This is a genomic window from Achromobacter spanius (assembly GCF_003994415.1).
GTDB classification, from domain to species: domain Bacteria; phylum Pseudomonadota; class Gammaproteobacteria; order Burkholderiales; family Burkholderiaceae_B; genus Achromobacter; species Achromobacter spanius_C.
This window is the reverse complement of sequence record NZ_CP034689.1, coordinates 4,225,017-4,249,864: the sequence shown is the minus strand read 5'-3', so window position 1 is coordinate 4,249,864 and position 24,848 is coordinate 4,225,017. Positions and strand designations below refer to the sequence as shown.

The 24,848-nt window shown below is 63.3% G+C and carries 20 protein-coding genes; 10 read left to right on the top strand and 10 right to left on the bottom strand.

What is annotated here, in order from left to right:
- Positions 1-1,272 (bottom strand): carboxylesterase/lipase family protein, encoded by a 1,272-nt coding sequence (locus ELS24_RS19340; protein ID WP_127185066.1) that lies wholly within the window; start codon positions 1,270-1,272, stop codon positions 1-3.
- A gap of 461 nt (positions 1,273-1,733) precedes the next feature.
- On the opposite strand from ELS24_RS19340, the gene ELS24_RS19335 reads away from it, so the two are divergent.
- The 5 genes from ELS24_RS19335 (at position 1,734) to ELS24_RS31345 (ending at position 9,858) form a co-directional block, all read left to right on the top strand.
- On the top strand, positions 1,734-3,806 hold the full coding sequence (locus tag ELS24_RS19335; protein WP_127185065.1) for a type VI secretion system Vgr family protein: 2,073 nt from the start codon (positions 1,734-1,736) through the stop codon (positions 3,804-3,806).
- A complete protein-coding gene (locus tag ELS24_RS19330) occupies positions 3,803-4,765 on the top strand; it encodes a hypothetical protein (RefSeq protein ID WP_127185064.1) in 963 nt (320 codons plus the stop codon). Before ELS24_RS19335 ends, ELS24_RS19330 begins: the two co-directional genes overlap by 4 nt.
- Positions 4,762-8,055: a T6SS effector BTH_I2691 family protein gene (locus ELS24_RS19325; protein WP_127185063.1), complete on the top strand. Its 3,294-nt coding sequence runs from the start codon at positions 4,762-4,764 to the stop codon at positions 8,053-8,055. The genes ELS24_RS19330 and ELS24_RS19325 overlap by 4 nt, the downstream gene beginning before the upstream one ends.
- 65 nt (positions 8,056-8,120) lie before the next feature.
- A complete protein-coding gene (locus ELS24_RS19320) occupies positions 8,121-8,855 on the top strand; it encodes a DUF6708 domain-containing protein (protein WP_240669337.1) in 735 nt (244 codons plus the stop codon).
- A gap of 277 nt (positions 8,856-9,132) precedes the next feature.
- Positions 9,133-9,858 (top strand): DUF6708 domain-containing protein, encoded by a 726-nt coding sequence (locus tag ELS24_RS31345; RefSeq protein ID WP_230695189.1) that lies wholly within the window; start codon positions 9,133-9,135, stop codon positions 9,856-9,858.
- A gap of 47 nt (positions 9,859-9,905) precedes the next feature.
- Here the strand turns inward: ELS24_RS31345 and ELS24_RS19310 are convergent, their stop codons facing one another.
- Both ELS24_RS19310 and ELS24_RS19305 read right to left on the bottom strand, forming a co-directional pair.
- Complete coding sequence (locus ELS24_RS19310) at positions 9,906-10,856, bottom strand: adenosine deaminase (protein WP_127185062.1); 951 nt, start codon at positions 10,854-10,856, stop codon at positions 9,906-9,908.
- Between the two features lie 76 nt (positions 10,857-10,932).
- Positions 10,933-11,868 (bottom strand): LysR family transcriptional regulator, encoded by a 936-nt coding sequence (locus tag ELS24_RS19305; RefSeq protein ID WP_127185061.1) that lies wholly within the window; start codon positions 11,866-11,868, stop codon positions 10,933-10,935.
- 158 nt (positions 11,869-12,026) lie between these two features.
- Here ELS24_RS19305 and ELS24_RS19300 point away from each other — a divergent pair, with 158 nt between their 5' ends.
- The 5 genes from ELS24_RS19300 (at position 12,027) to ELS24_RS19280 (ending at position 15,835) form a co-directional block, all read left to right on the top strand.
- Positions 12,027-12,746 carry a hypothetical protein gene (locus tag ELS24_RS19300; RefSeq protein ID WP_232311922.1) on the top strand — a complete coding sequence of 240 codons (720 nt, stop codon included), beginning with the start codon at positions 12,027-12,029 and terminating at the stop codon, positions 12,744-12,746.
- Positions 12,747-12,802: 56 nt separating this feature from the next.
- Positions 12,803-13,165 (top strand): sel1 repeat family protein, encoded by a 363-nt coding sequence (locus ELS24_RS19295; protein WP_050445086.1) that lies wholly within the window; start codon positions 12,803-12,805, stop codon positions 13,163-13,165.
- Between the two features lie 287 nt (positions 13,166-13,452).
- Positions 13,453-14,922, top strand: coding sequence for a lytic murein transglycosylase (locus tag ELS24_RS19290; protein ID WP_240669336.1), 1,470 nt, complete (start codon positions 13,453-13,455; stop codon positions 14,920-14,922).
- A gap of 143 nt (positions 14,923-15,065) precedes the next feature.
- Complete coding sequence (locus ELS24_RS19285; RefSeq protein ID WP_127185059.1) at positions 15,066-15,644, top strand: GNAT family N-acetyltransferase; 579 nt, start codon at positions 15,066-15,068, stop codon at positions 15,642-15,644.
- Positions 15,590-15,835 (top strand): oxidoreductase-like domain-containing protein, encoded by a 246-nt coding sequence (locus ELS24_RS19280; protein ID WP_164741273.1) that lies wholly within the window; start codon positions 15,590-15,592, stop codon positions 15,833-15,835. Before ELS24_RS19285 ends, ELS24_RS19280 begins: the two co-directional genes overlap by 55 nt.
- Before the next feature lie 677 nt (positions 15,836-16,512).
- Here ELS24_RS19280 and ELS24_RS19275 read toward each other — a convergent pair.
- The 7 genes from ELS24_RS19275 to ELS24_RS19245 all read right to left on the bottom strand — a co-directional run bounded on the left by ELS24_RS19275 (position 16,513) and on the right by ELS24_RS19245 (position 24,681).
- The gene (locus ELS24_RS19275; protein WP_050445090.1) at positions 16,513-16,950 is read right to left on the bottom strand and encodes an acetyltransferase; all 438 of its coding nucleotides are present in this window, start codon (positions 16,948-16,950) and stop codon (positions 16,513-16,515) included.
- Positions 16,951-16,964: 14 nt separating this feature from the next.
- A complete protein-coding gene (locus tag ELS24_RS19270) occupies positions 16,965-18,704 on the bottom strand; it encodes a peptidase M14 (protein WP_127185058.1) in 1,740 nt (579 codons plus the stop codon).
- Positions 18,705-18,776: 72 nt separating this feature from the next.
- Positions 18,777-19,691, bottom strand: coding sequence for an ABC transporter permease (locus ELS24_RS19265; protein ID WP_127185057.1), 915 nt, complete (start codon positions 19,689-19,691; stop codon positions 18,777-18,779).
- Positions 19,651-20,574, bottom strand: a complete 924-nt coding sequence (locus ELS24_RS19260; RefSeq protein ID WP_050445093.1) for an ABC transporter permease — start codon at positions 20,572-20,574, stop codon at positions 19,651-19,653. Before ELS24_RS19260 ends, ELS24_RS19265 begins: the two co-directional genes overlap by 41 nt.
- A gap of 143 nt (positions 20,575-20,717) precedes the next feature.
- Positions 20,718-22,250, bottom strand: a complete 1,533-nt coding sequence (locus ELS24_RS19255; protein WP_127185056.1) for an ABC transporter substrate-binding protein — start codon at positions 22,248-22,250, stop codon at positions 20,718-20,720.
- Positions 22,251-22,305: 55 nt separating this feature from the next.
- Positions 22,306-24,159, bottom strand: coding sequence for a dipeptide ABC transporter ATP-binding protein (locus ELS24_RS19250; protein WP_050445096.1), 1,854 nt, complete (start codon positions 24,157-24,159; stop codon positions 22,306-22,308).
- A 9-nt stretch (positions 24,160-24,168) separates the two neighbouring features.
- On the bottom strand, positions 24,169-24,681 hold the full coding sequence (locus tag ELS24_RS19245; RefSeq protein ID WP_050445098.1) for a winged helix DNA-binding protein: 513 nt from the start codon (positions 24,679-24,681) through the stop codon (positions 24,169-24,171).
- Positions 24,682-24,848 lie beyond the last annotated feature (167 nt).

The following is a 24,848-nucleotide window of genomic DNA, read 5'->3' as shown; positions in this document are numbered from 1 at the left end:
TCAGGCCAGCAGTTGTTGATGCGGCGCCATCGGCCAGTCGGGCGCGTCGCCGCGTATGAACGCTATCCATGCCTGCTGGGTCTGCGTCACCAGCTGTTCTGCGTGATCTTGGCTCAGCCCTGCAAGCATGGGTGCATCGGCAAAGGCCGGTAGCGTGCCGAACACGAAGGGCAGTTCGATGCAATGGCAGGCGCCGAAGCGCGTGGAAGGCGCCACGTCAAAGCGCGCCAACCAGGCTTGACGGCCTTGGGCCAAGGCCTCTTGCGCCCACAGGCGGGAAGGCGCGCCGAAGACCTCGTCACCCATCTGGTGGCTGGCCGCATCCAGGGCGTGGTCGGGAAACGCGGCCATTTCGTCGCGGGTATACGCCACCAGCACGTCCGCGCGCGACGCGGCCTGGCGCAGTGCCGGCGCAATGTCTTCCGGCAACACCTGTCCGTCCAGGACGGGGCCGAACTGGCTGCGGCTGCTGCCCTCGGCGCGCAGCGCTTCGGCCACGGCGGGCGCCCGTTGCGCGGCTAGCAAGGCCGACACGGGAAGCGCGCGCGCGGCGTCCAGGGTGTCGACGCCGGCGGCCTGTAGAAAGGCACGGCCCAGCGCGTCGGCTTGGGACGCGGTGCGGAACCCCCGACCCAGCGCGGCGCTTTGCAGGATGGCGCGCGAGAAGCGCGGACGGCGCGCCAGCATCGCGCAAATGGAAGATGCGCCGGCCGATTGACCCATGACCGTGATGCGTTCGGGATCGCCGCCCAGATCCTGGATGTTGTCCAGCACCCAATCAATGGCGGCCTCCTGGTCCAGCAGGCCCACGTTCGCTGTCTGCCCCGGCACGTACAGCCAGCCCAATGCGGCCAGCCGATAGTTCACGGCCACCACCACCAGGTCACCGCGCGCTGCCAGGCCGGAGCCGTCGTACCAGTCCAGCGCGCCGCCACCGCTTTGCCAGGCGCCGCCATGCAACCACACGACCACCGGCCGGCGCTGTTGGTCCGCGGCGGGCGTCCACACCGTCAGGTGCAGGCAGTCTTCGGATTGCGGGGTATCGAAATCGCCCATGGCCTCGCGCAGCCGCGAGGGCAGTTGAGGTGATACCGGCCCCGGCTGGGTGGCGTCGCGCTCACCGCGCCACGTGGGCGCTTGCGGCGGCGCAAAGCGCAGGCTGCCCACGGGCGCCTGCGCATAGGGAATGGCGCTGTAGCGGCACATGCCGTTTGCTGCACGCATACCGGTCAGCGTGCCGGCTCGCAGCGCCGCCTGGACGGGTTGATCCATATATGCCCCTTGCCTTGTTGTGATGTGGCTGGCGCCTAGGGCGCCGTCGTCGGAAGGCTTAATGGTAGGGACGATCAGGGCAGCGAGGGCATGCCGGATTTGATCAAGGCCATGCGGAACACGCATGGCTGGGGGGGGGAGGGCGCTATCGGGTTGGCCGCGAGCGAAATGGCGGTACGTCTGCCGTGTGGGCCAGATTTGACTCGATCGGGCCAAATCTGACTCGATGTACTTCCTTATGAATCAATGGCTTAGCAAAAAGCGGGTCAAATGTGGCCTGATTTCCCCTGAAAAACGCGTGTTTTCAGCGGTTTGGCGGCCAATTCCTGGAGGGACGCGCTGGCTCTGAATCGTAAGTCGCTGAATCCATTGCGTTTAATCCGGGAAACGGAAAGCTGGCACGGAAGTTGCATTGAGGTATGGGCCGCGAGTATTGCGGTGCGCCTGCCCAGGAACCCTCCATGCCCCCCTCATCCGATCTGCGCTTTACCTTCGTGCCGTCCGCTCGCGGTGTGGAATTCGACGTTATTGAATTCACGCTGGACGAAGCCCTGTCCGAGACCTATCGGCTGGAGCTGGACTTGTCCAGCTTCAACCCCGCCATCGACTTCGGCGCCATGCTGGATCAGACGGCGCTCTTCACGCTGTGGCGCGGCGACACGCCCGTGCGCCATGTGCACGGCATCGTCACCGCCTTCGAGCAAGGCGACACCGGCTTTCGGCGCACACGCTACCGTGCCGTGGTGGAACCGTCGCTGGCGCGCCTGGCGCTGAGTTCGGACTGGCGCATCTATCAGCAACTGTCCGTGCCGGAGATCCTGGCCAATGTCTTCAAGCGCCACCACATCACCGACTACGAACAGGTCACCACGAACAATCATCTGCCACGCGAATACTGCGTGCAGGCCGGTGAAACCGATCTGGACTTCGCGGCCCGGCTGGCCGCCGAAGAAGGCTATTTTCATCGCTACGAACATACCGAACAAAGCCACCGCCTGATCCACGGCGACCGCATCTACATCCATGGTGAAATCGCTGGCGGCCCCGTCGTTTATCAAGCGCTGGCGGGCGGCGACCCGGCCCAGCCCGCGCTGCGCCGCTTCACCTACACCGAACAGCTGTGCACCGCGCGCCAAACCCAGCGCGACTACACCTACACCCACCCGCAGTACGACCAGGAACACACGCACGTCGCCAGCGACTTGCAACACCAAGACCGCCGCTACGAACGCTACGACTATCCCGGCCGCTACAAGCGCGACGAGGCCGGCAAGCCCTTCACACAAAGCCGCTTGCTGGGCCTGCGCCGCGACGCGCGCATGGCGCAGGTGCAGGGCGACGACGCCCGCCTGATTCCCGGCGTGGCCTTCGACTTGACCGGCCACCCACGCGAAGACTGGAACCAGGGTTGGCGTCCGGTACGCATGCGCCATCATGGCGTGCAGCACAGCAGCCAGGAAGAAGACAGCGCGGGCGCGGAACAGGGCACACGCTACGGCTACACCGCCGACATCGTGCCCGACAAGGTCGACTGGAAGCCCGCGCCCAGCCGCAAGCCGGTGGTCGACGGCCCGCAGATCGCCAGCGTGGTGGGCCCGCCCAACGAAGAAATCTACTGCGACGAATACGGCCGCATCAAGGTGCAGTTTCCGTGGGACAGGCTGGGCAGGAACAACGAACACAGCTCGTGCTGGATCCGCGTGTCGCAGAACTGGGCGGGCGCGGGCTGGGGCCACATGGCCATTCCGCGCATCGGGCAGGAAGTCATCGTCAGCTTTCTGGACGGTGATAGTTCGCAGCCGATCGTCACGGGCCGAACCCACCGGTCGATCAACCCGCCGCCCTACGCACTGCCGCGCCACAAAACGCGCATGACCATCAAGAGCCAGACGCACAAGGGCGAGGGCTATAACGAGCTGCGCTTCGAGGACGAACGCGATCAGGAAGAGATCTACATCCACGCGCAGAAAGACCAGAACATCCACGTCAACCACAACGAAACCACCTTCGTTGGCAACGACCGTAGCGAACAGGTTGAGCACGATGAAACCATCACCATCGGCCACGACCGCAGCGAAACGGTGGGCAACGACGAACAGGTCAACATCGGGCAAGACCGGCGTCACGCCATCGGGCAAGACGACTTCCTGACCATCGACCGCAACCACACCATAGCCACCGGGCGCGACCGCACGGAAGACGTGGGCAACAACCGCCGCGACAAGACGGCCGCCAATCACTGGATAGAAACCGGCGGCCATGTTGAACACAAGGTGCAAGGCCACTTCCAGGTGCATGCCGGCGAGCGGATCGACGGCAAGACGGTCACGCTGGAATTACAGGCGGCGCAACGCGTGGTGATCCAAGGGCCGGGCGGCACGATCACGATTGATGGGGATGGCATCACGCTGGAAGCGCTTGCCATCAACCTCAAAGGCCCCGTCGCGCAGGCGAACGGGAGCGGCAATTCGCTGTCGATGGCAGGCGACGTGGTCGAGGGGCTGATAGAAGACTGCATGGAACGCACGCGATGACCGCTGCCGTCATGCCCAGCCTGATCACCGAACGCCGTCATGCGGCAGATGCCATTTATCTGCTGGTGGACCCGCTGGCCGACTGCGCGCCAGAGCAGCCCCTTAGCCTGGCGTCGCTGACGGCGGCATTCGGCGCTGACGCCTTGACCACGGTGGCACGACCTGATCTTGCGCACACGCCAAGCGCCTGCCCGGTGTTGATTCGCCTGGCGGATCCCGGCCAGGAGCCTGCCGCGGCATTTATCCGTCAGATATCGCAACACGCACTGGCCGACGTCGTGCACCGCAAACGCTATATCTGCGGCCTGCTGCTCAGCCCCTTCCACGCCGATGCCCTGGCCGACCATGTCGCCGCACGCTGCATGGAATTTTCAGGCAGCGCCGTGGGCGGCATGTCGCCATGGTTCGAGCCGTTGCGGCTGGAACTGCTGGCCGCCTCGATGTCCCGGGAGTCGCTGGGCCGTCAGCTCTGGCCAATACGCACGTGGATGCTGCCCACCAGTTGGGGCTCGTTTGCCATCGTGAATGGCGCACCGGGTGGACCGGCGGACGCCTCAAGCGCTCAGGCCGATCTTCTGCCGACGCTAGCCCGCCAGACGCAACATGACGCGCCGCTGATCGCAACGCTGTTGGCCGCATGGCGGCGGTCGTTGCAACAGCCTTTGGCCTACGCGCCAAGGCGCTGGCAAGGCAAGACGCCACTGCCACCCCAGGCCGCCGCGCAAGCCTTTCGCATGATCCGGCAGGCGCGAGAGATTGGCTTGACGGATAACCGCGACATCATCGTCTTGGCGCTGCATCAAGAGGCGATACATCCGCGGCTGTTGCGCTATGAGCCATTGCGCCAGGCCTTGATCCACGCGTCCCCCGGCGGCGCCGCCACCGCGCTGGCGGCTTACAGCGACCTTGCGTGGCAGCGCATCGCCCATCATCTGAACCTGGCGGAAACCCCCTCATGACACTCAGCTCCCAACTCGGCATCACCGTCCAGGAGATGCTGCCCTTGCCGCTGGGCAGTTGCAAAGCCTGCGCGCGCACTGGCATCCCCATCTTGCTGCTGCGCGAGGCCGCCATTCCCTGGACGCCGGCCCTGAACAAGCACGGCGCGTTGACCCATCCCGGCCTGCAACAGACGCTGCGCGTGCTGCGTAGCGGCTATGTCTACGTGCTGCTGGACGGCAATGTCTGGCAGGCCTATCAGGTCACCGACGCCGGCCACCTACGCCTGTTCGACCCCTACGAGATGGGCAGGGATGCACCCAAACCCTTGTCCGAGCGGTGCGTGCAGCATGCCCATGACCTGCCGGCGTCCTTCATCGGCATTGACGTGGATAAGTACAAGACCGCCTGGATCGCGTATGCGCAAGACCCGTGGTCCACCGCCGTGCTGGATGCGTACAAGTCTGGCGCCACGGCAGCGGCTCAGGCGCGGAAAACCGCCCACCCGTTGCGCTTCGTGATCGTGGACCTGATTACCCTGCGGCAAGATCCCACGGCGGGCGGCGTCGCACTGGCACTGGAGCACGCGCATCCACTACATACGCACGTGGCGGAGTACAGCTCGGATGTGCGCGACTTCGGCAGCGTGCATGGCTGGCATTCGCGCGCCCTGCAAGCCACGGGCATGCGTAACTATCTGAAGATGATGGAAAGCCAGCATCGCCTGCCGCAAGGCGTGCCGGGGTTGATATTGCCAGACCCGGTGGGCATGGCGCAGGAACTGAATAACTTTCGATTGGCCGCGTACACGCAGAAGCGGATGTGGGCCGAAGAGCCGCAGAGGCGCTATGCCTATCTGACGTCGCAATGTTTGCTGGGCATTGAGCAGCTTTACGCCGCCCAGGCCGATGCCGAGATGCCGCAGAGCCCCGCCTACATCCGGGACTTGATACCCAGCGCGTCCGGCATGGCGCCGAGTTTCTGGGACCCCGCGCAGGAGCGCCGCGAACGCGTGGCGCACGAGGTGGCACGGCGGATGGGTCGACTGAAGGAACGCTATTGGGAAACCGACCCGCCGTCCGAGCGAAGCCGCCAGGGCCGCGCCAGCTTTCAAGCGAGCTATGACAAGGAGTGCAAACGCCTGGAGGACAACATCGATGCCTATGGCGAAGACTGGGCGCAAGTTGTGCGCGGCGCCGCTTGGCAGCGGATAGTCGATCTGGATTACAGCGACCTTGACGAACGATCACGCCGTTTGCGCCTGCTGATGGTCAGCGCGTGCCTGGACGGCGGTATTACCGACGCGGTCCAAGCGCCTGTTGTCAGCAGAATGGGCGCACCGACGGTTGCCCCCAATCTGGGTCCCACGTCGCAGGCATGGCAGGAGCTGTTGTCCGATCCGCACAGCGCGGTCTATGTGGCGTTGAACGGCCAGCGCAGCGATCTGCAATCCAGCTTTCTGCCCTTGTTCAGCGCGGGCGCGGGGGCCGCGGCCAACGACGCCGCCAAGAAATACTTCGACGCGGTAAAAGGCGTGGTCAGCAGCAAAGAGATCGGCGTGTGGCGTGAAGGCTTGGCGGCGGACGCGGCAGATCAACTGTTGGCCGCCATGCACGGCGCCAGCAGCCGGCTGCACGATCTTCTGAACGAAGGCACCCGCGCGGCGATCGATGCCGTGCACGTCGGCGGCGCATGGTTGTACCGTGGCGCGCAGATGACGCAGGTCGTGATCCAGCTGACCGTCAGCGAGCTGCTAGGAATCTACGCCGACGAACTTCAACGTGTCGGCGCGTCCCTGAACCAAGACACCGGCCGCCGAGTACGCGCCTTCATCTTTTCCGGCCTGATCAGCATCCCGGACCCCGCGTTGCACAAGATACTGATCAACGTGACGATCTGGATGGAAGGCAGCGCGGAACAGATCGCCAAGCGAATAAAAGAACTGAAGACCGGCGCGGCGAGCGTGGCTGGCAACGTGATGCAAGACGTGCAGGAGGCAATCGGCGGCGTGACACACAGCGCGCGCGGCATATCTGGTAGCGCGATGCGCAAGCTGTCAGTGGGCATCAAACACCTGGAATCGCCAGCGTCGCAACTGCTCATCGGTCTGGAACTCAGCGCGGAGCATGCACGGGAGTTCGCCAAGAACGGCTTCACCAGCTTGAAGCGCTTATCTGTTGGTGCGGGATATGGCGGGTTATCGCTGGTCAGCCTTTATTTTCTGCATGACACTGTGCGGTCCAGCCTGGATTCCGCACGCCAGGCGGTAGGCGCGGAGCACGCGGAGGCGATGGCTGCGCTGTATGGGGCAGGCATCGGCATGCTGGGCGCGGGCGTGGAGGCGGGTGGTTTGGCGCTTAGCGTGGCGGGAGAGGCTGTGCAGCCGTTCATGCGCCGGGTGGCGAGTGCTGAGGCCGGGATGGTTGCGAAGGCGATTGGGCTGGGGAAGGGGTTGGTAAAAGCGGGTGGCGCGATTGCGGCTTTGGGGGGAGTGGCGGATGGGGTGGGAGGGTTTGCGGCGGCGAGACGTGCGGATGCGGTGGGAGATGCTGGTGCAAGCAAGGCATACGCAATTGGCGGATTCGTCTCTCTAGCAGGGGCACCGTTTAGTTTATATGGCACTGCAACCGGCGCAGTATTGATGGGGCCGCTGGGTATTGGCATTTTGGCTGGACTTATAGGATTTGCGCTCGCACAGGTCGCCAAAGAACGAGAATCGGATGCCTTGGAGATGTGGGCCCGTCGCTCCTATTTCGGTCGGGCGGGAAAAAGCTCCCGCTGGGCAACGGCGGATCAAATGGGTGCAGCAATTTCGGAACTGAATGCCGCGCTTATCGGTATGGAAGTGGTCGTTGGCTTTCGCTCTGCCCAGCGAACTATGGACTTCGATTCGCTCTTGGCGGCCGACATATTGCAGATTCAGGCAACGGGCGGGGTGGAAGCGGGACTGGAACTCGGCTATCGAATCGTACTGCCCGGCTTTGACCCGGAAGTGTCTCGCTACGAATTTAGGCTTCTTGTAGAGTGCTTCGCGGTAGATAAAGTCGGACGACATACTCCAGTTCTGGTGGAGAGTGTCCTTGAGGCCGTCCACCACAACAGCGAAGTATTTGCACCCGCTCAGCGCGGCTTTAGCGGGTTGACCCCTAAAGGCTATGTGTTGCCTACGAAAGAAGCGCCAGTGCTCGCTTGCAAATTTTGGCTCGAGCCATTGCACAGAATCAAGAGCGCTACGGTTGGCATCATCTATTGGTGCGACAAGGACGACCTCGCGGCTTTTGCCAGTGTCACCATGACGGAAGAGGCGTAATGGCGCGATCTCACCTCACTCCGCAGTGCGCTGGATGGCAGCGCGATTTGCCAGGTCCTAATGAAATGCACACTGTGATGCCAAGTCTGAAAGAGAGTGCGCCGAACCACGTTGATAACACATACTTGGAACTCTCCAGGCGCTCGTCTAGCATTCGCGGAGCCTTGTTATTTGCTATCCCGTTCACCGGCTACGGGGCCTTTATTGAAATGCCCCGCATGATTTTCAGCGAGTTGTTCGATGGACTATCGAGTTTCAAATCTATTGATCTTTTTATCCTGGCGTCTGCGCTCTTGGCCATGGCCTTATGCACATGGATCACCGTACTTATATATCGGACCGATATAACTCAACCCCGCGACCTCCCCATCCGCTTCAACCGCGCCCGCCGAAAAATCTACGTCTACGGATTCCATATGGTCTGGTGGAAGCCCTTCTCACGCTGGTACGTCACTACCGCCAGCTACGACTGGGACGACGTTCGAGCCGAAGTCTGGGAACAATGGGGCGCGTCATCTAGTGGCAGCCTGATCATCAAGTGGGGCGTATCACTCGCCATCGTCAAACCCGGCACGAACGAAGTCCTCGAACGTTTCCACCTCAGCACCTACAACCAAGACCTGGACAATCTCTGGGCCTACGTCTGCACCTACATGCAGCAAGGCCCGGAAGCCTTGCCAGCGTGCGACATCGAACCGCGTGACGCGAACGACGTGCCGGCATACAACCTGGCGCTGCGTTGGGCGCCAAGGGTTGAATGGCCAGAGGCGATGGATGCCGAATCTCGGAGTGCGCCGTGATGGGATGTATCGAGCGTGTTCCAACAGTGCTGATAGATTCTCGCCGCAGGCGTATTTCGGGACGCGCGTGGATTGATCACCGTCCAACGCTTGTGCCAGGGCCTATGGACGTCGTCGGTTCGCTTGTGGTGACCGACATCTATTGGTGTGACAAGGACGATCTTGCCGGATATGCCAGCGTCACAATGACGGAGGTGGCGTGATGGCGCGGTCCAAACTCGTTCCTTCGTGTCCAGGATGGCAGCGCGACTTGCCGGGGCCGAATGAAACTCCCCTTGTGACGCCAAACGTAAAAGAGGATGGGCCGAATCACATTGACGACATCTACTTGGAACTGTCCAGACGCTCTTCCTCCATACGCGGAATTTTGCTCTTTGTTGCCGCCTTCATCGGCTATTGCGCCGTCATTGAAGCTCCTGGCATCGTTTTGAGTGTGCTGTTCGCCGACCGTGCGAGTTTTAGTTCATCTCATTTTTTTTTGGTGTTTTCTGGGCTGTTCATGATGGCGCTATGCGCCTGGACCAGCGCGCTTATGTACCGGACAGACGTCGCGCAACCCCGAGACCTCCCCATCCGCTTCAACCGCGCCCGCCGAAAAATCTACGTCTACGGTTTCCACATGGTTTGGTGGAAACCCTTCTCACGCTGGTACGTCACTACCGCCAGCTACGACTGGGACGACGTTCGAGCCGAAGTCTGGGAACAATGGGGCGCCTCATCCAGTGGAAGCCTGATCATCAAGTGGGGCGTATCACTCGCCATCGTCAAACCCGGCACCAACGACGTCATCGAACGTTTCCACCTCAGCACCTACAACCAAGACCTGGACAATCTCTGGGCCTACGTCTGCACCTACATGCAGCAAGGCCCGGAAGCCTTGCCAACGTGCGACATCGAACCGCGTGACGCGAATGACGTGCCGGCATACAACCTGGCGCTGCGTTGGGCGCCAAGGGTTGAATGGCCAGAGGCGATGGATGCCGAATCTCGGAGTGCGCCGTGATGGGTGGTGTAAGGCGTCAACCTGACCTCCACCGCACCCCCACCTCCTTACTTCACGATCCGCGCGTCCAAGCTATTGTCCGCCAGCGCCTTGGCCTGTTCCTGCGTCATGCCCAGATGCTCATACAACGCATGGAAGTTCTCGTTTACATAGCCGCCAAAGTAGGCCGGGTCGTCGGAATTCACGGTGACTTTCACGCCCGCGTCCAACAGCTTCAGGATGTTGTGATCGCGCATGTGTTCGAACACGCGCAGCCGCGTGTTGGATAGCGGACAGACGGTCAGGGGGATCTGTTCGTCGATCAGGCGCGCGATCAGGTTCGGGTCTTCGGCGGCGCGCACGCCGTGGTCCACGCGCAGCACCTTCAGCAGGTCCAGTGCTTCCCAGATGTATTCGGGCGGGCCTTCCTCGCCCGCGTGCGCCACGGCGGGCAGGCCTTCGGCGCGGGCGCGGTCGAAGACGCGCTGGAACAGACGCGGCGGAAAGCCCATTTCGCTGCTGTCCAGGCCGACGGCGACAAAGGCGTCGCGATAGGGCAGGGCTTCGTCCAGGGTGCGCATCGCCTGTTCTTCGGGCAGGTGACGCAGAAAGCTCAGGATCAACCCGCTGGATACGCCCAGTTGCTTGCGCCCGTCTTCCAGTGCCCGGCTGATGCCCTCCAGCACGACGGCGAAGGGGATGCCGCGATCGGTATGCGTCTGCGGGTCGAAGAAGGGTTCGGTGTGCACCACGTTCTGTTCGCGGCACTTCAAAAGATAGGCCCAGGTCAGGTCGTAGAAGTCCTGTTCGGTGCGCAAGACGTTGGCGCCCATGTAGTACAGGTCCAGGAATTCCTGAAGGTTGCCGTAGTTGTAGGCGCCGCGCAGGGCATCGATGTCGGGCCAGGGCAGCGCAACGTCGTTGCGTTGCGCCAGTTTGAACAGCAGCTCGGGTTCCAACGAGCCCTCCAGATGCAGGTGCAGTTCGGCCTTGGGCAATGCGTTGAGCCAGTCGTACATGGGTGCTCCGATAAAAAGGGGCGTGATCAATGAGGATTAAGCGCTGGGGCTTCAGCGCGGAGGTTAAGCGTGTGCTTTACGCGGCCAGCGCGGTCTGATCCGCCTGGATGGCTTGCTCCAGGTGCGCCGCAAAGGCGCGCGCCTGGCGGGTGCTGGGGCGGTCGCGCCGCCATATCGCGGCCAAGGGCGATTTTTTGATGGCGGGGCGCGCGGGCAGCACGATGAGTTCGCCGCGCGCTTGGCGGACGGCGGCCACGCTGCCGGGCAGCATCCACAGGTAGTGCCCGTCCAGCAACATCTCGCGGCCGAACTCCAGGGACAGGGCGCCGATCATATCCGGAATTGCCAAACCGGCCTGGCGCAGCGACATTTCCAGTTCGCCACGGATGCGGCTGCCGGGCAACGCGGTAATCCAGGGGTAAGCCACATAGTCGGCCAGCGTGGTGTTCGGTAGCCTCGCCAAAGGGTGATCCAGGGCGCAGCCCAGCACGACGGGGTCTTCCAGCAACGTGGTGGACCGGTACACCTGCGGGTTGACCGTGGACGAAAAACGGCTGATCAGCACGTCTACCGCACCGGCGTCCAGGTCTTCGATCAAGCGCTCGTGTGTGCCGATCTCGATGGTAAGCGTGATGCGGGGATAGGCCAGGCGGAACGAACGCGCGGCTTCAGCCACCGGCCAGCCCGCGAACATGGAAAAGCAGCCGACCGTCAGGCTGCCTTCGTCGCCGCGCGACACGGCGGCCAGATCGATCTCGGCCTTGCGGAAGTCGGTTAGCAGCAGGCGGGCATGGCGGCACATGGCGTCGCCCAGCGGCGTGCAGGTCGTGCCCTTGGCGGTGCGCTCGAACAGGCGCGCACCCACCAGTTCTTCAATCTCGGCGATGGCGCGCGACAAGCCCGATTGCGTGCTGTGCAACTGCGCCGCCGCTTTGGACAGGTTGCCCAATTCAGAGACGGTCAGCACGATTTCCAGGTGCCGGATGCGGAGTTTGCCTCGGAACGGTGTCATGGGAAGCGGCCAATGGCGATGTGCCGATTATTCTCTGCCGCGCAACGCTTGGCAACGGCGGTGTGGGATTCAGATATAGTTCGTCGCCAAGCGAGGCCTCGAACCCATCGCGCCGCTCCCTGCGTTGACCGCGTGTGCGGCGGCAAGAAAGGCACAACATGCATCCATCCCTATCGACTATTTCCACACCCCGCGCGCGGCGGCTTGCCCAGTATGCGGGGGCCGGGCTGATGGCGCTTGCACTAAGCGGCTGCGGCGTTTCCCGCGTGGATGAGGTGTCGGTGAAGTGGCCGTCTTTCAAGAGCGTGACGCCGGTGGTCCTGCATTCGGACCCGGCGCAATGCCCGGACTTGGGCGGTACCTACCGCGCCCAGGGTGAACTGCGGTCGGGCGAGCCATCCCACTCCCTGAAAGACCTGCGTACTTTTTTCCTGTATCCCTTGGCGCTGCCCGGCATGCGTGACACGCTCCTGCCGGAATGGCGCTCGACGCCCGCCGCGACGGTGTCGTTGTCGCCCGACGGCAAGGGGTGGAACGTGTTGGCCCTGGACGGGCAGGGCGCACGCTCAGCGGCGCGTTTGCCCATGCTGGATGGCGGCGAGGATCCGGCGGCCAAGTCCGGCGAGGGCGGCTTCTATCTGCCCGACGACATTCGCCGCTATACGGGCTGCACGCAAGGCCGGCTGTGGGTCAGCGTGCGGCACGACTGGCGTCAGCATGAATCGATGGGCGTCAGGCGCCACGTGGCAATATTCCGTCCGCAAGCCGGCGGCTTGCTCGTAACCGTGCAACGCGAGTCGGACAGCATCGGAATGTTGCCGTGGTATTCCAACGAGAGCAGCGTGTCGCAGTACTGGTTCGCACCGGTTGGCCGCTGATATTTTTTTTTACCAGGTGACGCCGCGGCGGCGGCTTGCCGATTAGCTTCTGACTCATGACACGTAAAAGCCTGTTTATCTCGACCTTGCTCCTGATTGTTTTCACGCTGCTTGTGGCATTGTTCTGGCGCCATCAGTTCGCCAACACACCGCCTTCGCTGCGCGGGCTGATCGAAGACCCGGTGGGCAGCAACGCGCACGTCTATGGCGAGTCGCCACGCGAAGACGCCCAGGCCCTGCGAGCCTTGCTGGCCGACGCGCAACGCGGCAACCCCGAGGCGCAGTTCATGCAGGGCCTGATGCTGGAACAGGTGGATATGAAAGAAGCGTTGCGCTGGTACGAGACGGCGGCCGCCCAGGGGCATGAGGCTTCCATCGAGCGCCTGGCGCAACTGCGCGGGCAGGCGGCGGTTCGATAGGCGTGGCATAGCGCGCTGGCGGAGTCTTCCACCAGACCCGCCTGCTTAGGTAGGAAGCGGTAGCGCAACGTTACGACCGGCTGCAGGTTCGAGCCCGCGAGTTCGATTTCGGCAGCCGGTCGCGGTACGATCCTGGCTGACTTCGATTATTCAGGAATACCATGCGTCAGCGTTCATCACGCCCTCGAATCGATTCCCTTTCCCGTGTTGTGCTTGCGGCTTGCATTGCGGCTGCGACCGCAACCGCAGCCCAGGCGCAATCGCCCGCGTCCGCCACGGGATCGCGCGTGCAGACAACGCCCGCGCCGGTACAGCCGCAACCGGCCTTGACGCCTAAGCGCAGCTTTGACGATGTGGTTGCCGCGCAGGAAGCGGCAAAATCCGGTGCGCCGGCAGCTACCCCCGCCGTTGCCGCGCCGGCAACGGCAACTGCGCCTTCCGCGGGGTCTGCAACGCCCGCCACCGCACCTTCGGGCTCAGCCGCCGCTGCCGCACCCGCTGCCACCGCCGCACCCGCCGCACCCCCCGCACCCCCCGCAGCCCCGACCGTCATCATCCCGACCGAGCTGGACACCAAGGCGTGTATCGCCAAGTTGCGCAACGGCGCCACCGCCAATGGCCTGACCGTGGCGGATTGGGACAAGTACACCGCCAATGCCAAGCTGTTGCCCACGACGGTGGCGTCTGCCAAGGGCCAACCGGAAGGGCGTGAAAGCTGGTGGGACTACATTGCCAAGACCGTTGACGATGAGCGCGTCAACGACGGCCTGGCCGTGATGAAGAAGGTGGGGCCGCAGTTGTCCGCCATCAGCCAGCAATACCAGGTAGACCCCGCGACGCTGGTCGCCATCTTCGGCATCGAAACCAACTACGGTCGCCAGATCGGCAAGACCGACGTGCTGAACGCCTGGCTGACGCGCGCCTGCACCGAGAACAAGACCTTGTGGGAAAAGAACGCCTATGCATCGGTGCGCCTGTTGCGCGACGGGACCGTGCCGGCTGATAGCTTCGTGGGTTCCTGGAGCGGCGCGTTCGGCATGACGCAGTTCATTCCGACGTCTTTCTATGAACTGGCGGCAGACGGCGATGGCGATGGCCGCATCGACCTCTACAACTCGCTGCCCGATGCGCTGGCCTCCACCGCCAACCACCTGCGCAAGCGCCGAGCCAAGTGGACGCACGGCCTGCCCGCCGTGGTGGAAGTGCGCGTGCCCGCTGACGTGGCTGCCGCGATTCCGCCGGAGCCCGACGCGGAATACGTGGGCTCGCAAGACCGCCGAACTATTGCGCAGTGGGCGCAGGCCGGGTTGAAGCAGGGTGACGGTTCGGTCTTGAAGCTGCCGTCGGGCAACGATGAAAAAGCCTATCTGTTTGCCCCCACCGGCGCCAAGGGGCCGGTCTTCCTGGCCACGGGCAACTTCGACGCCATCCTGCACTACAACCAGTCGCGCCGTTACGGCTTGGCGGTGTCGTTGTTGCTGAACCGCTTGCAGGGCCGTCCGGGCATCATCGCGGCCTGGCCGACGGATGACCCGGGGCTGTCGCGTGCCGAGATCAAAGAATTGCAAGAGGCGCTTTACGGACGTGGCTACGACGTGGGCGAGGCGGACGGCATTCCCGGCGCCAAGACCCGCGATGCCGTGCGCGCGGAACAAGAGCGCCGTGGCCTGCCGCAAGATGGGCGCGTGGGCAAGCGCATTCTGGACGCGTTGCGAGCCGACAAGCCCGACGCGTTACGCGCGCGCCCGGCCCAGTAAGGCGGCGGCGTGCCCCCAGGCGGAGCCAACATCCGCGCCTGACCGGCGCGGTGTTCAAGGCACTCACCAACGATGGGACGGCGGATGTCATGCGCGGCCAAGCGCCGCTATGATGGAGCCGTCCCATCAATATTAAGAATGTCATGTCGTCCGCTGGTTTTCCTGACGTATTCCTGACGCCTCGGCTGCGCGCGCAGCGCATGGGGCAAGCGCATCTGCCGTTCATCGAGCGAATGCACGCCAACCCCGATGTCATGGCCACGATGGGCGGCACGCGCGACGCGGCGGCCAGCCGGCTGTACCTGGCGCAGAACGAAGCCCATTGGATGGATCACGGCTACGGCATGTACGTGCTGGAAGATCGGGAAATGGGCGCGGTGGTTGGACGCGCCGGTTTGAAGTACACGGTGTCTGATGAGCAAGGCGCCATTGAGCTTGCCTATGCGTTTGAACCGGAATGCTGGGGCCGTGGTTATGCCGTGGAGATTTCAGTGGCGCTGATCTCGCTGGGATTCAAGTTGCTGCCGGTCGATGTGTTGTGCGCCGTGGCGATTCAATCCAACACGGCGTCGCGCCGCGTGCTGGAAAAGATCGGTATGCGCTATGTGGGAGAAGCGGCGGGCAAGGGCGCCGATGTGAAAGTGCGCTACGAGATCCGCCGCACGGAATGGCGGGTGCAACAGGGGCAGGCCGACGACCACGCGTGGCAGCCGCGGCGTTAACATTCGGCTATGAGCACCCCCACGATTCCCGACGACGACCCTCAGCCCGTCCCCCCGAACGCCCCGCGCCGGAAGAATGCTGCAACAGCGGCTGCATTCCCTGCGTGTACGACATGTACGACGAAGCCATGGAAAATTACCGCCAAGCCTTGAAAGCGTGGCGGATACGGCATGAAATGGAAGGTTCGTAGGATGGGTGTAGCGCGCACGGCTAAATAAAAGAAAACAGACGCTCAACGCGCAAACCCATCAAGCAGCCTCCGGCGATGGTCGCATTTGAATAGCATTCAACGCCGGCTGATGGGTTACGCGCGTTGTCCGGGCGTGTTCTGTTGGCCAGTCGTTCGCGCTCCACCCATCCTACGAATGGGCATGCAGCGAAACGTAGGATGGGTGTAGCGCGCACGGCTAAATAAAAGAAAGCAGGCGCGCAACGCGCAAACCCATCAAGCAGCCTCCCGCGATGGTCGCATTTGAATAGCATTCAACGCCGGCGGATGGGTTACGCGCGTTGTCCGGGCGTGTTCTGTTAGCCAGTCGTTCGCGCTCCACCCATCCTACGAATGGACATGCAGCGAAACGTAGGATGGGTGTAGCGCGCAGGGCTAAATAAAAGAAAGCAGACGCTCAACGCGCAAACCCATCAAGCAGCCTCCCGAGATGGCCGCATTTGAATAGCATTCAACGCCGGCTGATGGGTTACGCGCGTTGTCCGGGCGTGTTCTGTTGGCCAGTCGTTCGCGCTGCACCCATCCTACGAATGGGCAGGCAGCGAAACGTAGGATGGGTGCCGCGCGCACGGCTAAATAAAAGAAAGCAGACGCTCAACGCGCAAACCCATCAAGCAGCCTCCCCCAATACTCGCCCCTCAACCTGCCAGCTTCATATGCACGATCGGAAACGGGCGGCCGGCGTCGTCGTGGGCCGAGCGGCCGGTGTCGACGAAACCGTAGTGCTTGTAGAACCCGTGCGCTTGCGGATTCTGTTCATTCACGTCGACCAGCAGGGTGCCGTGCAGCGAGCGCGCAAAATTCAGCAGGCGGCGGCCCGCGCCTTTGCCACGCTTGCTGGCGTCCACGAACAGCATCTCTACCTTGTTGCCGGACAGCCCCATGAAGCCGGCGATCTCGCCGTCTACGTCCTCGCACACCCACACCCGCACCGATGGCAGATAGGTGTTGAGGACCTGCGGGTACATGGCCTGTATTTCCTTTTCCGTCAGGAAGGAATGTGTGGCGCGCACCGAGCGGAGCCAGATGTCCGCCAAAGCCAGGTCGTCGCCGTGGTTGCGTTCTCGGATATTCATGTTCTTGTTGATGTTTACAGCCCGGATCGATACAGCTCTGTCGCGGCCAGGACGGTTTCCATTTGCACAGTATGCGCGAAGACAAAGCGGTCGCCGTAGACGGTTTCATCCGGAAACTCCGAAATCAAGGCCAGTGGCAAATCTTCGCGATCCGTCTCCGTGATCTGTACCGGAATGCCATTCATGACATCAAAGCCGGTTTCGAGCGCATGTGCGTGAAACAGCTCCAACTGGCGGGCATTGAATTCCACCAGCCCGGCCACCTTGGCGGCCAGGCGCGCGGTGACGCCTTCAATCAGCCGACGGGCGCGTTCACGCCAGCCCGGATGATGGCGCAACACCAGGAAGAATCCCTTCGGTATGGTCCATAGTTCGAAATGGCGTGGCAGATAACCAGACAGGGGCCGCGTCCACTCGTGCGCGGGGTAGCCGTGCAGGTTGATGTGCAATTGCGCGCCGCTGATCGCATGGGCTTGATGACGCGCGTCGCGTTCAAAGAACGGCGCATGTTCGCGGTAGGCGATGTCGTCACCCAGCGCGCTGTAGCGCGAGGCGTGCAGCATGTGGCGGGGGTGATGTTCGCGCAGGCGGTTGAACAGCGCGTAGCCGTCGGGGTTTTCGGCGGCGATCAGTGCAAAGTGCGCGCTGCCGCGTTCCGCCAGCGTCTGCGCGGCGCGCAGCGCGCCGACAATGCCGGACGTTTCATTGGCGTGCTGCGCGCCCGAGATGAAGACGGCCGGCCCGGGGCCGCGCACATACGTGCCCAGTACCGGACGCCCCTGACGCGACACCGCCTGGAAGGTGTCGCCGCCAAACGCCGCCACACAACCCGCAATCTGGGCGGCCGTCAGCGGCTCGCGGCGTTGCGCCAGCGGCCCATCGGGTGACGCCGGGGTAACCGGCGCGACCGGCGCAAACGGTTCAAGCGATATCTGCACGCGCGCTGCGCCGTCATGGCGGCGGATGTCGGGAATGATCTGGCCGGGCTGCAAGCCGCGGTCGCCCGACGGCCGGCCGGAGTGATGCTGAAAATGCTCCAGCAGCGTGAAGTACACGTCTTCGTGCAGGGCTTCGAAGGTGCTGACGATTTCCTCGTCCACCGGTAGCGCGAAGTCCATGCCGGGCAGGTCCACCCGAATTTCCAGACGGTCGAAATACGGTTCGTGCGCGCCCCAGGCGTGATTGCGCACGGTGTCTACGATGCTGCGGAACACTTGCTGGTATTCGGTGGCTTGGGCGCCGTCGGTCTGCACCACCCCATCGGCATCGCGCACGCGCAGCCAGCCGGTGGGCGACAGTTCGGGCGTGCCATCCTGTGCCGCGCCCAGCACGTTGGGCGCGAACACGCGGGACTCGACCTTGCGGCCATCGGCGTAGTTCAAGGTGACGTCATAGTGCAGGTCGGACGCGCCTTCCTGCATCACCACGCGCACGCCTTCCAGCAACGCGACCAGCGGGTAGGCTTCCAGCGTGAAGCGCTTGGCCAGCGCGTGTTCGTGCAGCGGATAGCGCACCAGCACCGACACCAGGCCTTGGCGATCGACGTCTTCCAGGAAGTAGTGCAGCAACGGCTTGTAAGCGCTGCGAAAGCGCGCGGTGACGCCGGCCTGCGCCAATCGCGCCTCTGCCGCGCGGCGGGCGTCAACACCTTCAAACAGCCAGCCTTCCACCACCGCGCCGCGCCACACGGGCGCCAGGTAAGAATGGGTCCAGGCGTCCAGCGTGCGGTCAAATGATTTTTCAAGCAAAGACATGCTTTGGTTTCCTTCGGGGTTCTTGCGGCATCCGGCAAAGAGACAAATGCCCCTTTCGGGGCATCTGATCTTTTACACCTTTCCAGTGGGGTCGAGGCGGTCTCGCAACCAATCTCCCAGCAGATTAAGGCCCAGCACGGTCAGCATGATCGCCAGACCGGGGAAGACGCTGACCCACCACGCGGTTTGCATGTAGGTGCGGCCATCGGCCAGCATGCCGCCCCAACTGGGAATCATCGGGTCCACGCCCAGGCCCAGGAAGGTCAGGCTGCTTTCCAGCAGAATGTTGTTGGCCACGTTCAAGGTCATCAGGATCACCAGCGGACCCAGCAGGTTGGGCACGATGTGATGGCGGATCATGGCCAGGTCGCGCACGCCAAAGGCGCGTGCGGCCAGCACGAATTCGCGCTCACGCAGCGCCAGCACCTGGGCGCGTACCAAGCGGGCGTACTGCACCCACTGCGACACGATCATGAAGAAGATCACGTTGAACAGGCCACCACCCAGGATGGCGATGAACGTGATGGCCACCAGGATGAACGGCAGCGCCAGTTGCACATCGGCAAAGCGCATGACGACCATGTCCCAGAAGCCACGGTAGTAGCCCGCGATCAGACCCATGACGATGCCCAGCAGCGCGCCGCCGATGACGGACGCAAAGCCCACCATCAGCGAGATCTTGCCGCCCACGATCACGCGGGCCAGCACGTCGCGGCCCAAGGGGTCGGTGCCGAAGGGGTGCGCGGGCGACGCGAACGGCGCCATCAGGCGCGAGGCCAGGTCCATGGATTCGCCGCCATCGGGGAACAGCCAGCCGGATGTCAGCACCAACAGGATCATGACGCCGGTCAGGATCGCGCCCAGCACGAATTCCAGCGAACGGTAGCGGCTGCGCGGCTTGACGGGTTTGGGCGCGGCGGCGGTGGGGAAGTGGTCTGCATAAGGCTCAACGCGTGCGGATACGGGGGTCGACGATGCCGTAGGCAATGTCGACGATCAGGTTGACCAGGACGATGACGGCGGCCAGCACGGTGACCGTGCCTTGCAGCACCGGGTAGTCGCGGCCCGAAATGGCGTCGAACGCCAGCGTGCCCAGTCCAGGCCAGTTGAAGACCATTTCAATCACGACGATGCCGCCGATCAGGCCGCCGAACTGCAAGCCCAGATACGTGATGAGCGGAATCGCGCAGTTGCGCAGCGCGTGCTTGTACAGCACCACGCGCTCTTTCAGGCCCTTGCTGCGCGCCACCATGATGTATTGCGCCGACAGCGTTTCCAGCATGGTGGTGCGCACCAGGCGGATGTTGGTGGCGCTAAGAATGATGGCCATCGTCAGGGACGGCAGCACCAGGCTGGCCGGGCCGCTCCAGCCCGAAGGCGGCAGCAGCGGGAAGGTGATCGACAGCAGCAGCACCAGCATCAGCGCCAGCCAGAAGTTGGGAAACGACAGCCCCACCAGCGACAGGATGCGGATGGCCTGGTCCGTGGGCTTGCCGCGCTTGATGGCGGCCTGGATGCCCAGCGGCAGCGAGATCAGGATGGATACGATCAACGACGTGAACGCCAGCATCAGCGTGGCGGGCAGGGCGTCGCCGATCAGCTTGGACACCGACGTGCCACCCATGAAGCTGCGGCCGAAATCGCCGTGCAACAGGCCCTGCATGTACGACAGGTATTGCTCGTGGAAGGGGCGGTTCAGCCCCAGCGCCTGGCGGATGTTGGCCAGATCTTGTTCGGTGACGCTGCCCGAACCCTGGCTGAGCATCAGCGCGGGGTCGCCGGTCAGGCGCACGGCATAGGAAACCAGCAGTGTCACGGCAACGATCACGAAGACCGCCTGCAACACGCGTTTGATGAGAAATCCGGTCATGAGGCGCCGCCCCGGTTTGCACCGGGGCGGATCAGTAATGTTAATGCTGCAAGTGCCCCGCTGGCGGGATGCCGCGGAGTCGGCTTTGCCGGTCCGCGGGCATGCCCCCTTGAGGAGGAAGCGCGGTAGCGCTTCGGGGGGATTTACTCGACGGTCGCGTTGAGGAAACGGAAGCGAATGTCGCCCGGAACTTCCAGGTTCTTCACGCGCTTGTTCACGCCCACGATCGTGTTCAGGCTGTACAGCGGCATTTCCAGCGCCTGGTCGGCAACGTAGGTGGCAATTTCTTGCAGCATGGCTTCGCGCTTCTTCACGTCATAGACGGTGCGTTGCGCTTCCAGCATGGCGTTCAGCTTGGCGTCGTTGTCATACGGGTTCCACTTCTGGCCCGTGTGATACATCAGGTACGCGGTGTTGTCGTAGTCATACGTCCAGCCACCCCACTGGTTCTGCCACATTTCGCCCGTCTTGCCGCCCGGGATGATGTCGTTCAACAGCACGCCGGTTTCATACGGCTTGATGGTGGCGCGCACGCCTACGCCTTGCAGGTAGCCCGACACGGCCTGGGCCACTTCGCGGAAGTTCGAATCGCTGCCGCGCACGTCGATCTGCACGGTGGCGCCCGGCTTCACGCCGGCGGCGGCCAGCAGCTTCTTGGCTTCGGCGGGGTTGAAGGGCAGGGGCTTTTGCTCGGGGTTGAAGCCGAACGATTGCGGGCCCTGGAAGCTGGCGATGACTTTCGCCTGGCCCAGCAGCAACTGCTTGACGATGGCTTCACGGTCGACCGCCATGATCAGCGCGCGGCGCACGTCGCGGTTCTGCGTGATGCCGCCCTTGGTGTTGTAGCGCAGCGCGAAAGCGACCGGGCCGCCGGTCGAGATGACGTCGGCGTTGCCGGACTTCTTCACGGTGTCGATCAGGCCCAGCGGGATCAGCGTGGCGATGTCGATGCGGCCGGCTTGCAGCTCGGCCACTTGCGTGCCGGGTTCGCTGATGAAGCGGTACACGACCTTGTCCAGCTTGGGCTTGCCGCCCCAGTAGTCGTCGTTGCGCGCCAGGGTCACGTTGACCTTGGGCTGGTAGCTTTCAAACTTGAACGGGCCGGTGCCGACCGGGTTCGTGTTGAAGTAGTCCTCGCCCTTTTCCTTGATGTACTTGGGCGGCACGATCATGGCGCCGTAGCCGGCCAGCTTGGTCAGCAGCACGGGGTCAGGCTGCTTCAGGATGAAGTCGACGGTGTATTCGTCCACCACCTTGATCTCGCCAATGGAGTCGTAGTTGGACTTTTGCGGGCCCTTGGCGCCTTCCGCGCCCAGCAGGCGTTCAAACGTGAACTTCACGGCTTCGGCGTTGAAGGGCTCGCCGTTGTGGAACTTGACGCCTTCACGCAGCTTGAAGCGCAGGCGCTTGTTCTCGTCCAGGTATTCCCAACTGGTGGCCAGGCCCGGCTGCAGCTTCAGGTCGGCGCCGCGCATCGTCAGGCCGTCGTACAGGTTGCCGCCCACCGAACCCCAGAAGGTCACGAAGGTGTCGATGGGGTCCCAGCTACCCGGGTCCTGGTTGATGGCCACGCTGAGCGTGCCCGCGGCATGCGCGGTCGACAAGACGGCGGGCAGCGCGCCGCCCAACGCCAGGGTCAGGGCGGTGGCGGTGAAGGTGGTGCGGAAGAATTGCATGGTCGCTCCATGAACGGGAACTCGGGTCACACCGAGGAAAAAGGAAAGGCTGTCTTCAGGCCGCGCGGGCCACTTGATGGCCGGGCGCGAATTCAATCAGCGGGATGATGGCGGGTTCGTCGCCGACGCGGCGGACCGGGCTGGGGATTTCACCTTCGATCAGCGACGTATCGATATGGCGGCCGGGTTCGGCCACGGGCACGGCGGCCAGCAGCTTGCGCGTGTAGGCATGCTGCGGTGATTCGAAGATCTGCCGGCGCGTGCCCAGTTCCACGATCTGGCCCAGGTACAGCACCGCCACGCGATGGCTCACCTTTTCCACCACCGCCATGTCGTGCGTGATGAACAGGTACGACAGGCCACGGTCTTTTTGCAGATCCATCAGCAGGTTCAGGATCTGCGCCTGAATGGATACGTCCAGCGCGGAGACGGATTCGTCGGCAATGATCAGCTTGGGGTTGCTGGCCAAAGCGCGCGCAATGCACACACGCTGGCGCTGGCCGCCCGAGAACTCATGCGGATAGCGCTTGGCGTGTTCGGGCTTCAGGCCCACTTGTTCAAGCAGTTCACCCACGCGGCGGGCGATGGCGTCCTCGCCATGCAACAGGCCGTGCGTGCGGATGGGCTCGGCGATGCTGAAGGCCACCGTCTTGCGCGGGTCCAGCGATGCGTAGGGGTCTTGGAAGATGTACTGGATTTCCTGGCGCAGGCGCTGGCGGCCCGCGGCATCCATCGAAAAAATGTCCTGGCCGTTGTAGCGCACCGCGCCCGAGGTCGGCGCCACCAGTTGCTGCAAGGTCTTGCCGATGGTGGATTTGCCGCTGCCCGATTCGCCCACCAGCGCCAGCGTTTCACCGGGGTAGACATCAAAGCTGACTTCTTCCACCGCATGCACGCGATGCGTGACGCGGCCAAACAGGTTGTGGCCGACGTCAAAACGGGTGGTCAGCTTTTCCACGCGCAGCACGGGTTCGTCGTAGCGGGCGGTGTCTTGTTCGCGGGTCTCGCCCACTTCGCGCAGCGTGTCGCCGTCCAGCACGGTTTGCGGCGTGCGCAGCGGCAGGTCGCGGCCGGTCAGGCTGCCCAGGCGTGGCACGGCGGCCAGCAGGGCGCGCGTGTACGGGTGCTTGGGCGCATTGAAGATCTCGTCGACGCTGCCTTGCTCGACCTTCTTGCCGCGCAGCATCACGACCACGTCGTCGGCCATCTCGGCCACCACGCCCATGTCGTGCGTGATGAAGATGACGGCGGTACCCAGGTCGCGCTGCAATTCGCGGATGGTGTTCAGGATTTGCGCCTGGATGGTGACGTCCAGCGCGGTGGTGGGCTCGTCGGCGATCAACAGGCGCGGCTGGCATGACAGCGCCATCGCGATCATCACGCGCTGGCGCATGCCGCCCGACAACTGGTGCGGATAGCGGTCCAGCAATTGTTCGGCGTCCGGCAGTCGCACTTTTTCAAGTAGCTTGCGGGCCGACTGGCGCGCGGCAGAGCGCGACAGTTGCTGGTGCAGCATGATGGCTTCCACGATCTGGTCGCCGATGGTGAACACCGGGTTCAGCGACGTCATCGGTTCCTGGAAGATCATGGCGATGTCGTTGCCGCGTATGGCGCGCATCTGCTCGTCGCTGGCCTGGGTCAGATCGGTTTCGCGGCCATCGTTGTCGCGAAACAGGATCTGGCCGGTGGCGATGCGGCCGTTGGAGTAGTCCGTCAGCCGCATGATGGCCATGGACGTCACCGACTTGCCCGACCCGGACTCACCCACGATGGCCAGCGTCCTGCCGGGCTTGACGTCGAAGTCCAGGCTGTCGACAGCGCGGAACACGCCGTTGTCGGTATTGAAGTCAACCGATACGCCGCGCACGGACAACAGCGGGGCGGGTGTAGAAGCGGTAGTGCTAGACAACGTGAATTCTCACAGCGAGGTGGCGGCGCGGGCAGCTTGGTCGTACAGGCCCGAGAGGGCGCGCAGGGTGTTGGCCAACTGGTGGCTGGCCTCGTCCGCGGCAGGGGAGTCGATGAACGATTGGACCAGGCACTGCTCGCGCACTTCGGCGTAGCGCGCAATGGCGGCGGCGCCGGCGTCGGTGGTGGTGTAGATCACTTCCTTGCCCGTCTTGGCGCTTTGCACGACGCCCAGCCGCTCAAGTTTCTTCAGCGAATAGTTCACCAGGTGGGTGTCTTCAACGTTCAGCGTGAAGCAGATGTCCGCCAGTTTCTTGCCACGTCCCCGATGAAACACATGGTTCAGCACCAGGATGTCCAGCGAGGTCAGATCTGGCAGGCCGGCGCACGCCATGCAGCGCACCATCCAGCGATTGAAGGCGTGCGACGCGATGATCAGGCCGAACTCCACCTCGGATAACTGCGGGGCGGACGTGGCCAGATGCGCGGAAGAAACGATGGCGTCCCGGGGGGAGGCAGGCATGTACGGCTGGAGTGAAGACAGTTCAATGACAAAACGTTGGCGAATTATTGACGATTTGTCGATAAGCAGGCATTCGGGATAACCCTGGTCAGATTTGCGAAAATTCGAATTATTACGATATTTATGTCACAAATGGTATTATTTGTGCCCTGCTTTAATTCAGGCTG

Coding starts and splice junctions, on each gene's coding strand:
- ELS24_RS19340 (WP_127185066.1), bottom strand. CDS start 1,272: ATGGATCAACCCGTCCAGGCGGCGCTGCGAGCCGGCACGCTGACCGGT.
- ELS24_RS19335 (WP_127185065.1), top strand. CDS start 1,734: ATGCCCCCCTCATCCGATCTGCGCTTTACCTTCGTGCCGTCCGCTCGC.
- ELS24_RS19330 (WP_127185064.1), top strand. CDS start 3,803: ATGACCGCTGCCGTCATGCCCAGCCTGATCACCGAACGCCGTCATGCG.
- ELS24_RS19325 (WP_127185063.1), top strand. CDS start 4,762: ATGACACTCAGCTCCCAACTCGGCATCACCGTCCAGGAGATGCTGCCC.
- ELS24_RS19320 (WP_240669337.1), top strand. CDS start 8,121: ATGCACACTGTGATGCCAAGTCTGAAAGAGAGTGCGCCGAACCACGTT.
- ELS24_RS19310 (WP_127185062.1), bottom strand. CDS start 10,856: ATGTACGACTGGCTCAACGCATTGCCCAAGGCCGAACTGCACCTGCAT.
- ELS24_RS19305 (WP_127185061.1), bottom strand. CDS start 11,868: ATGACACCGTTCCGAGGCAAACTCCGCATCCGGCACCTGGAAATCGTG.
- ELS24_RS19300 (WP_232311922.1), top strand. CDS start 12,027: ATGCATCCATCCCTATCGACTATTTCCACACCCCGCGCGCGGCGGCTT.
- ELS24_RS19295 (WP_050445086.1), top strand. CDS start 12,803: ATGACACGTAAAAGCCTGTTTATCTCGACCTTGCTCCTGATTGTTTTC.
- ELS24_RS19285 (WP_127185059.1), top strand. CDS start 15,066: ATGTCGTCCGCTGGTTTTCCTGACGTATTCCTGACGCCTCGGCTGCGC.
- ELS24_RS19280 (WP_164741273.1), top strand. CDS start 15,590: ATGGCGGGTGCAACAGGGGCAGGCCGACGACCACGCGTGGCAGCCGCG.
- ELS24_RS19275 (WP_050445090.1), bottom strand. CDS start 16,950: ATGAATATCCGAGAACGCAACCACGGCGACGACCTGGCTTTGGCGGAC.
- ELS24_RS19270 (WP_127185058.1), bottom strand. CDS start 18,704: ATGTCTTTGCTTGAAAAATCATTTGACCGCACGCTGGACGCCTGGACC.
- ELS24_RS19260 (WP_050445093.1), bottom strand. CDS start 20,574: ATGACCGGATTTCTCATCAAACGCGTGTTGCAGGCGGTCTTCGTGATC.
- ELS24_RS19255 (WP_127185056.1), bottom strand. CDS start 22,250: ATGCAATTCTTCCGCACCACCTTCACCGCCACCGCCCTGACCCTGGCG.
- ELS24_RS19245 (WP_050445098.1), bottom strand. CDS start 24,681: ATGCCTGCCTCCCCCCGGGACGCCATCGTTTCTTCCGCGCATCTGGCC.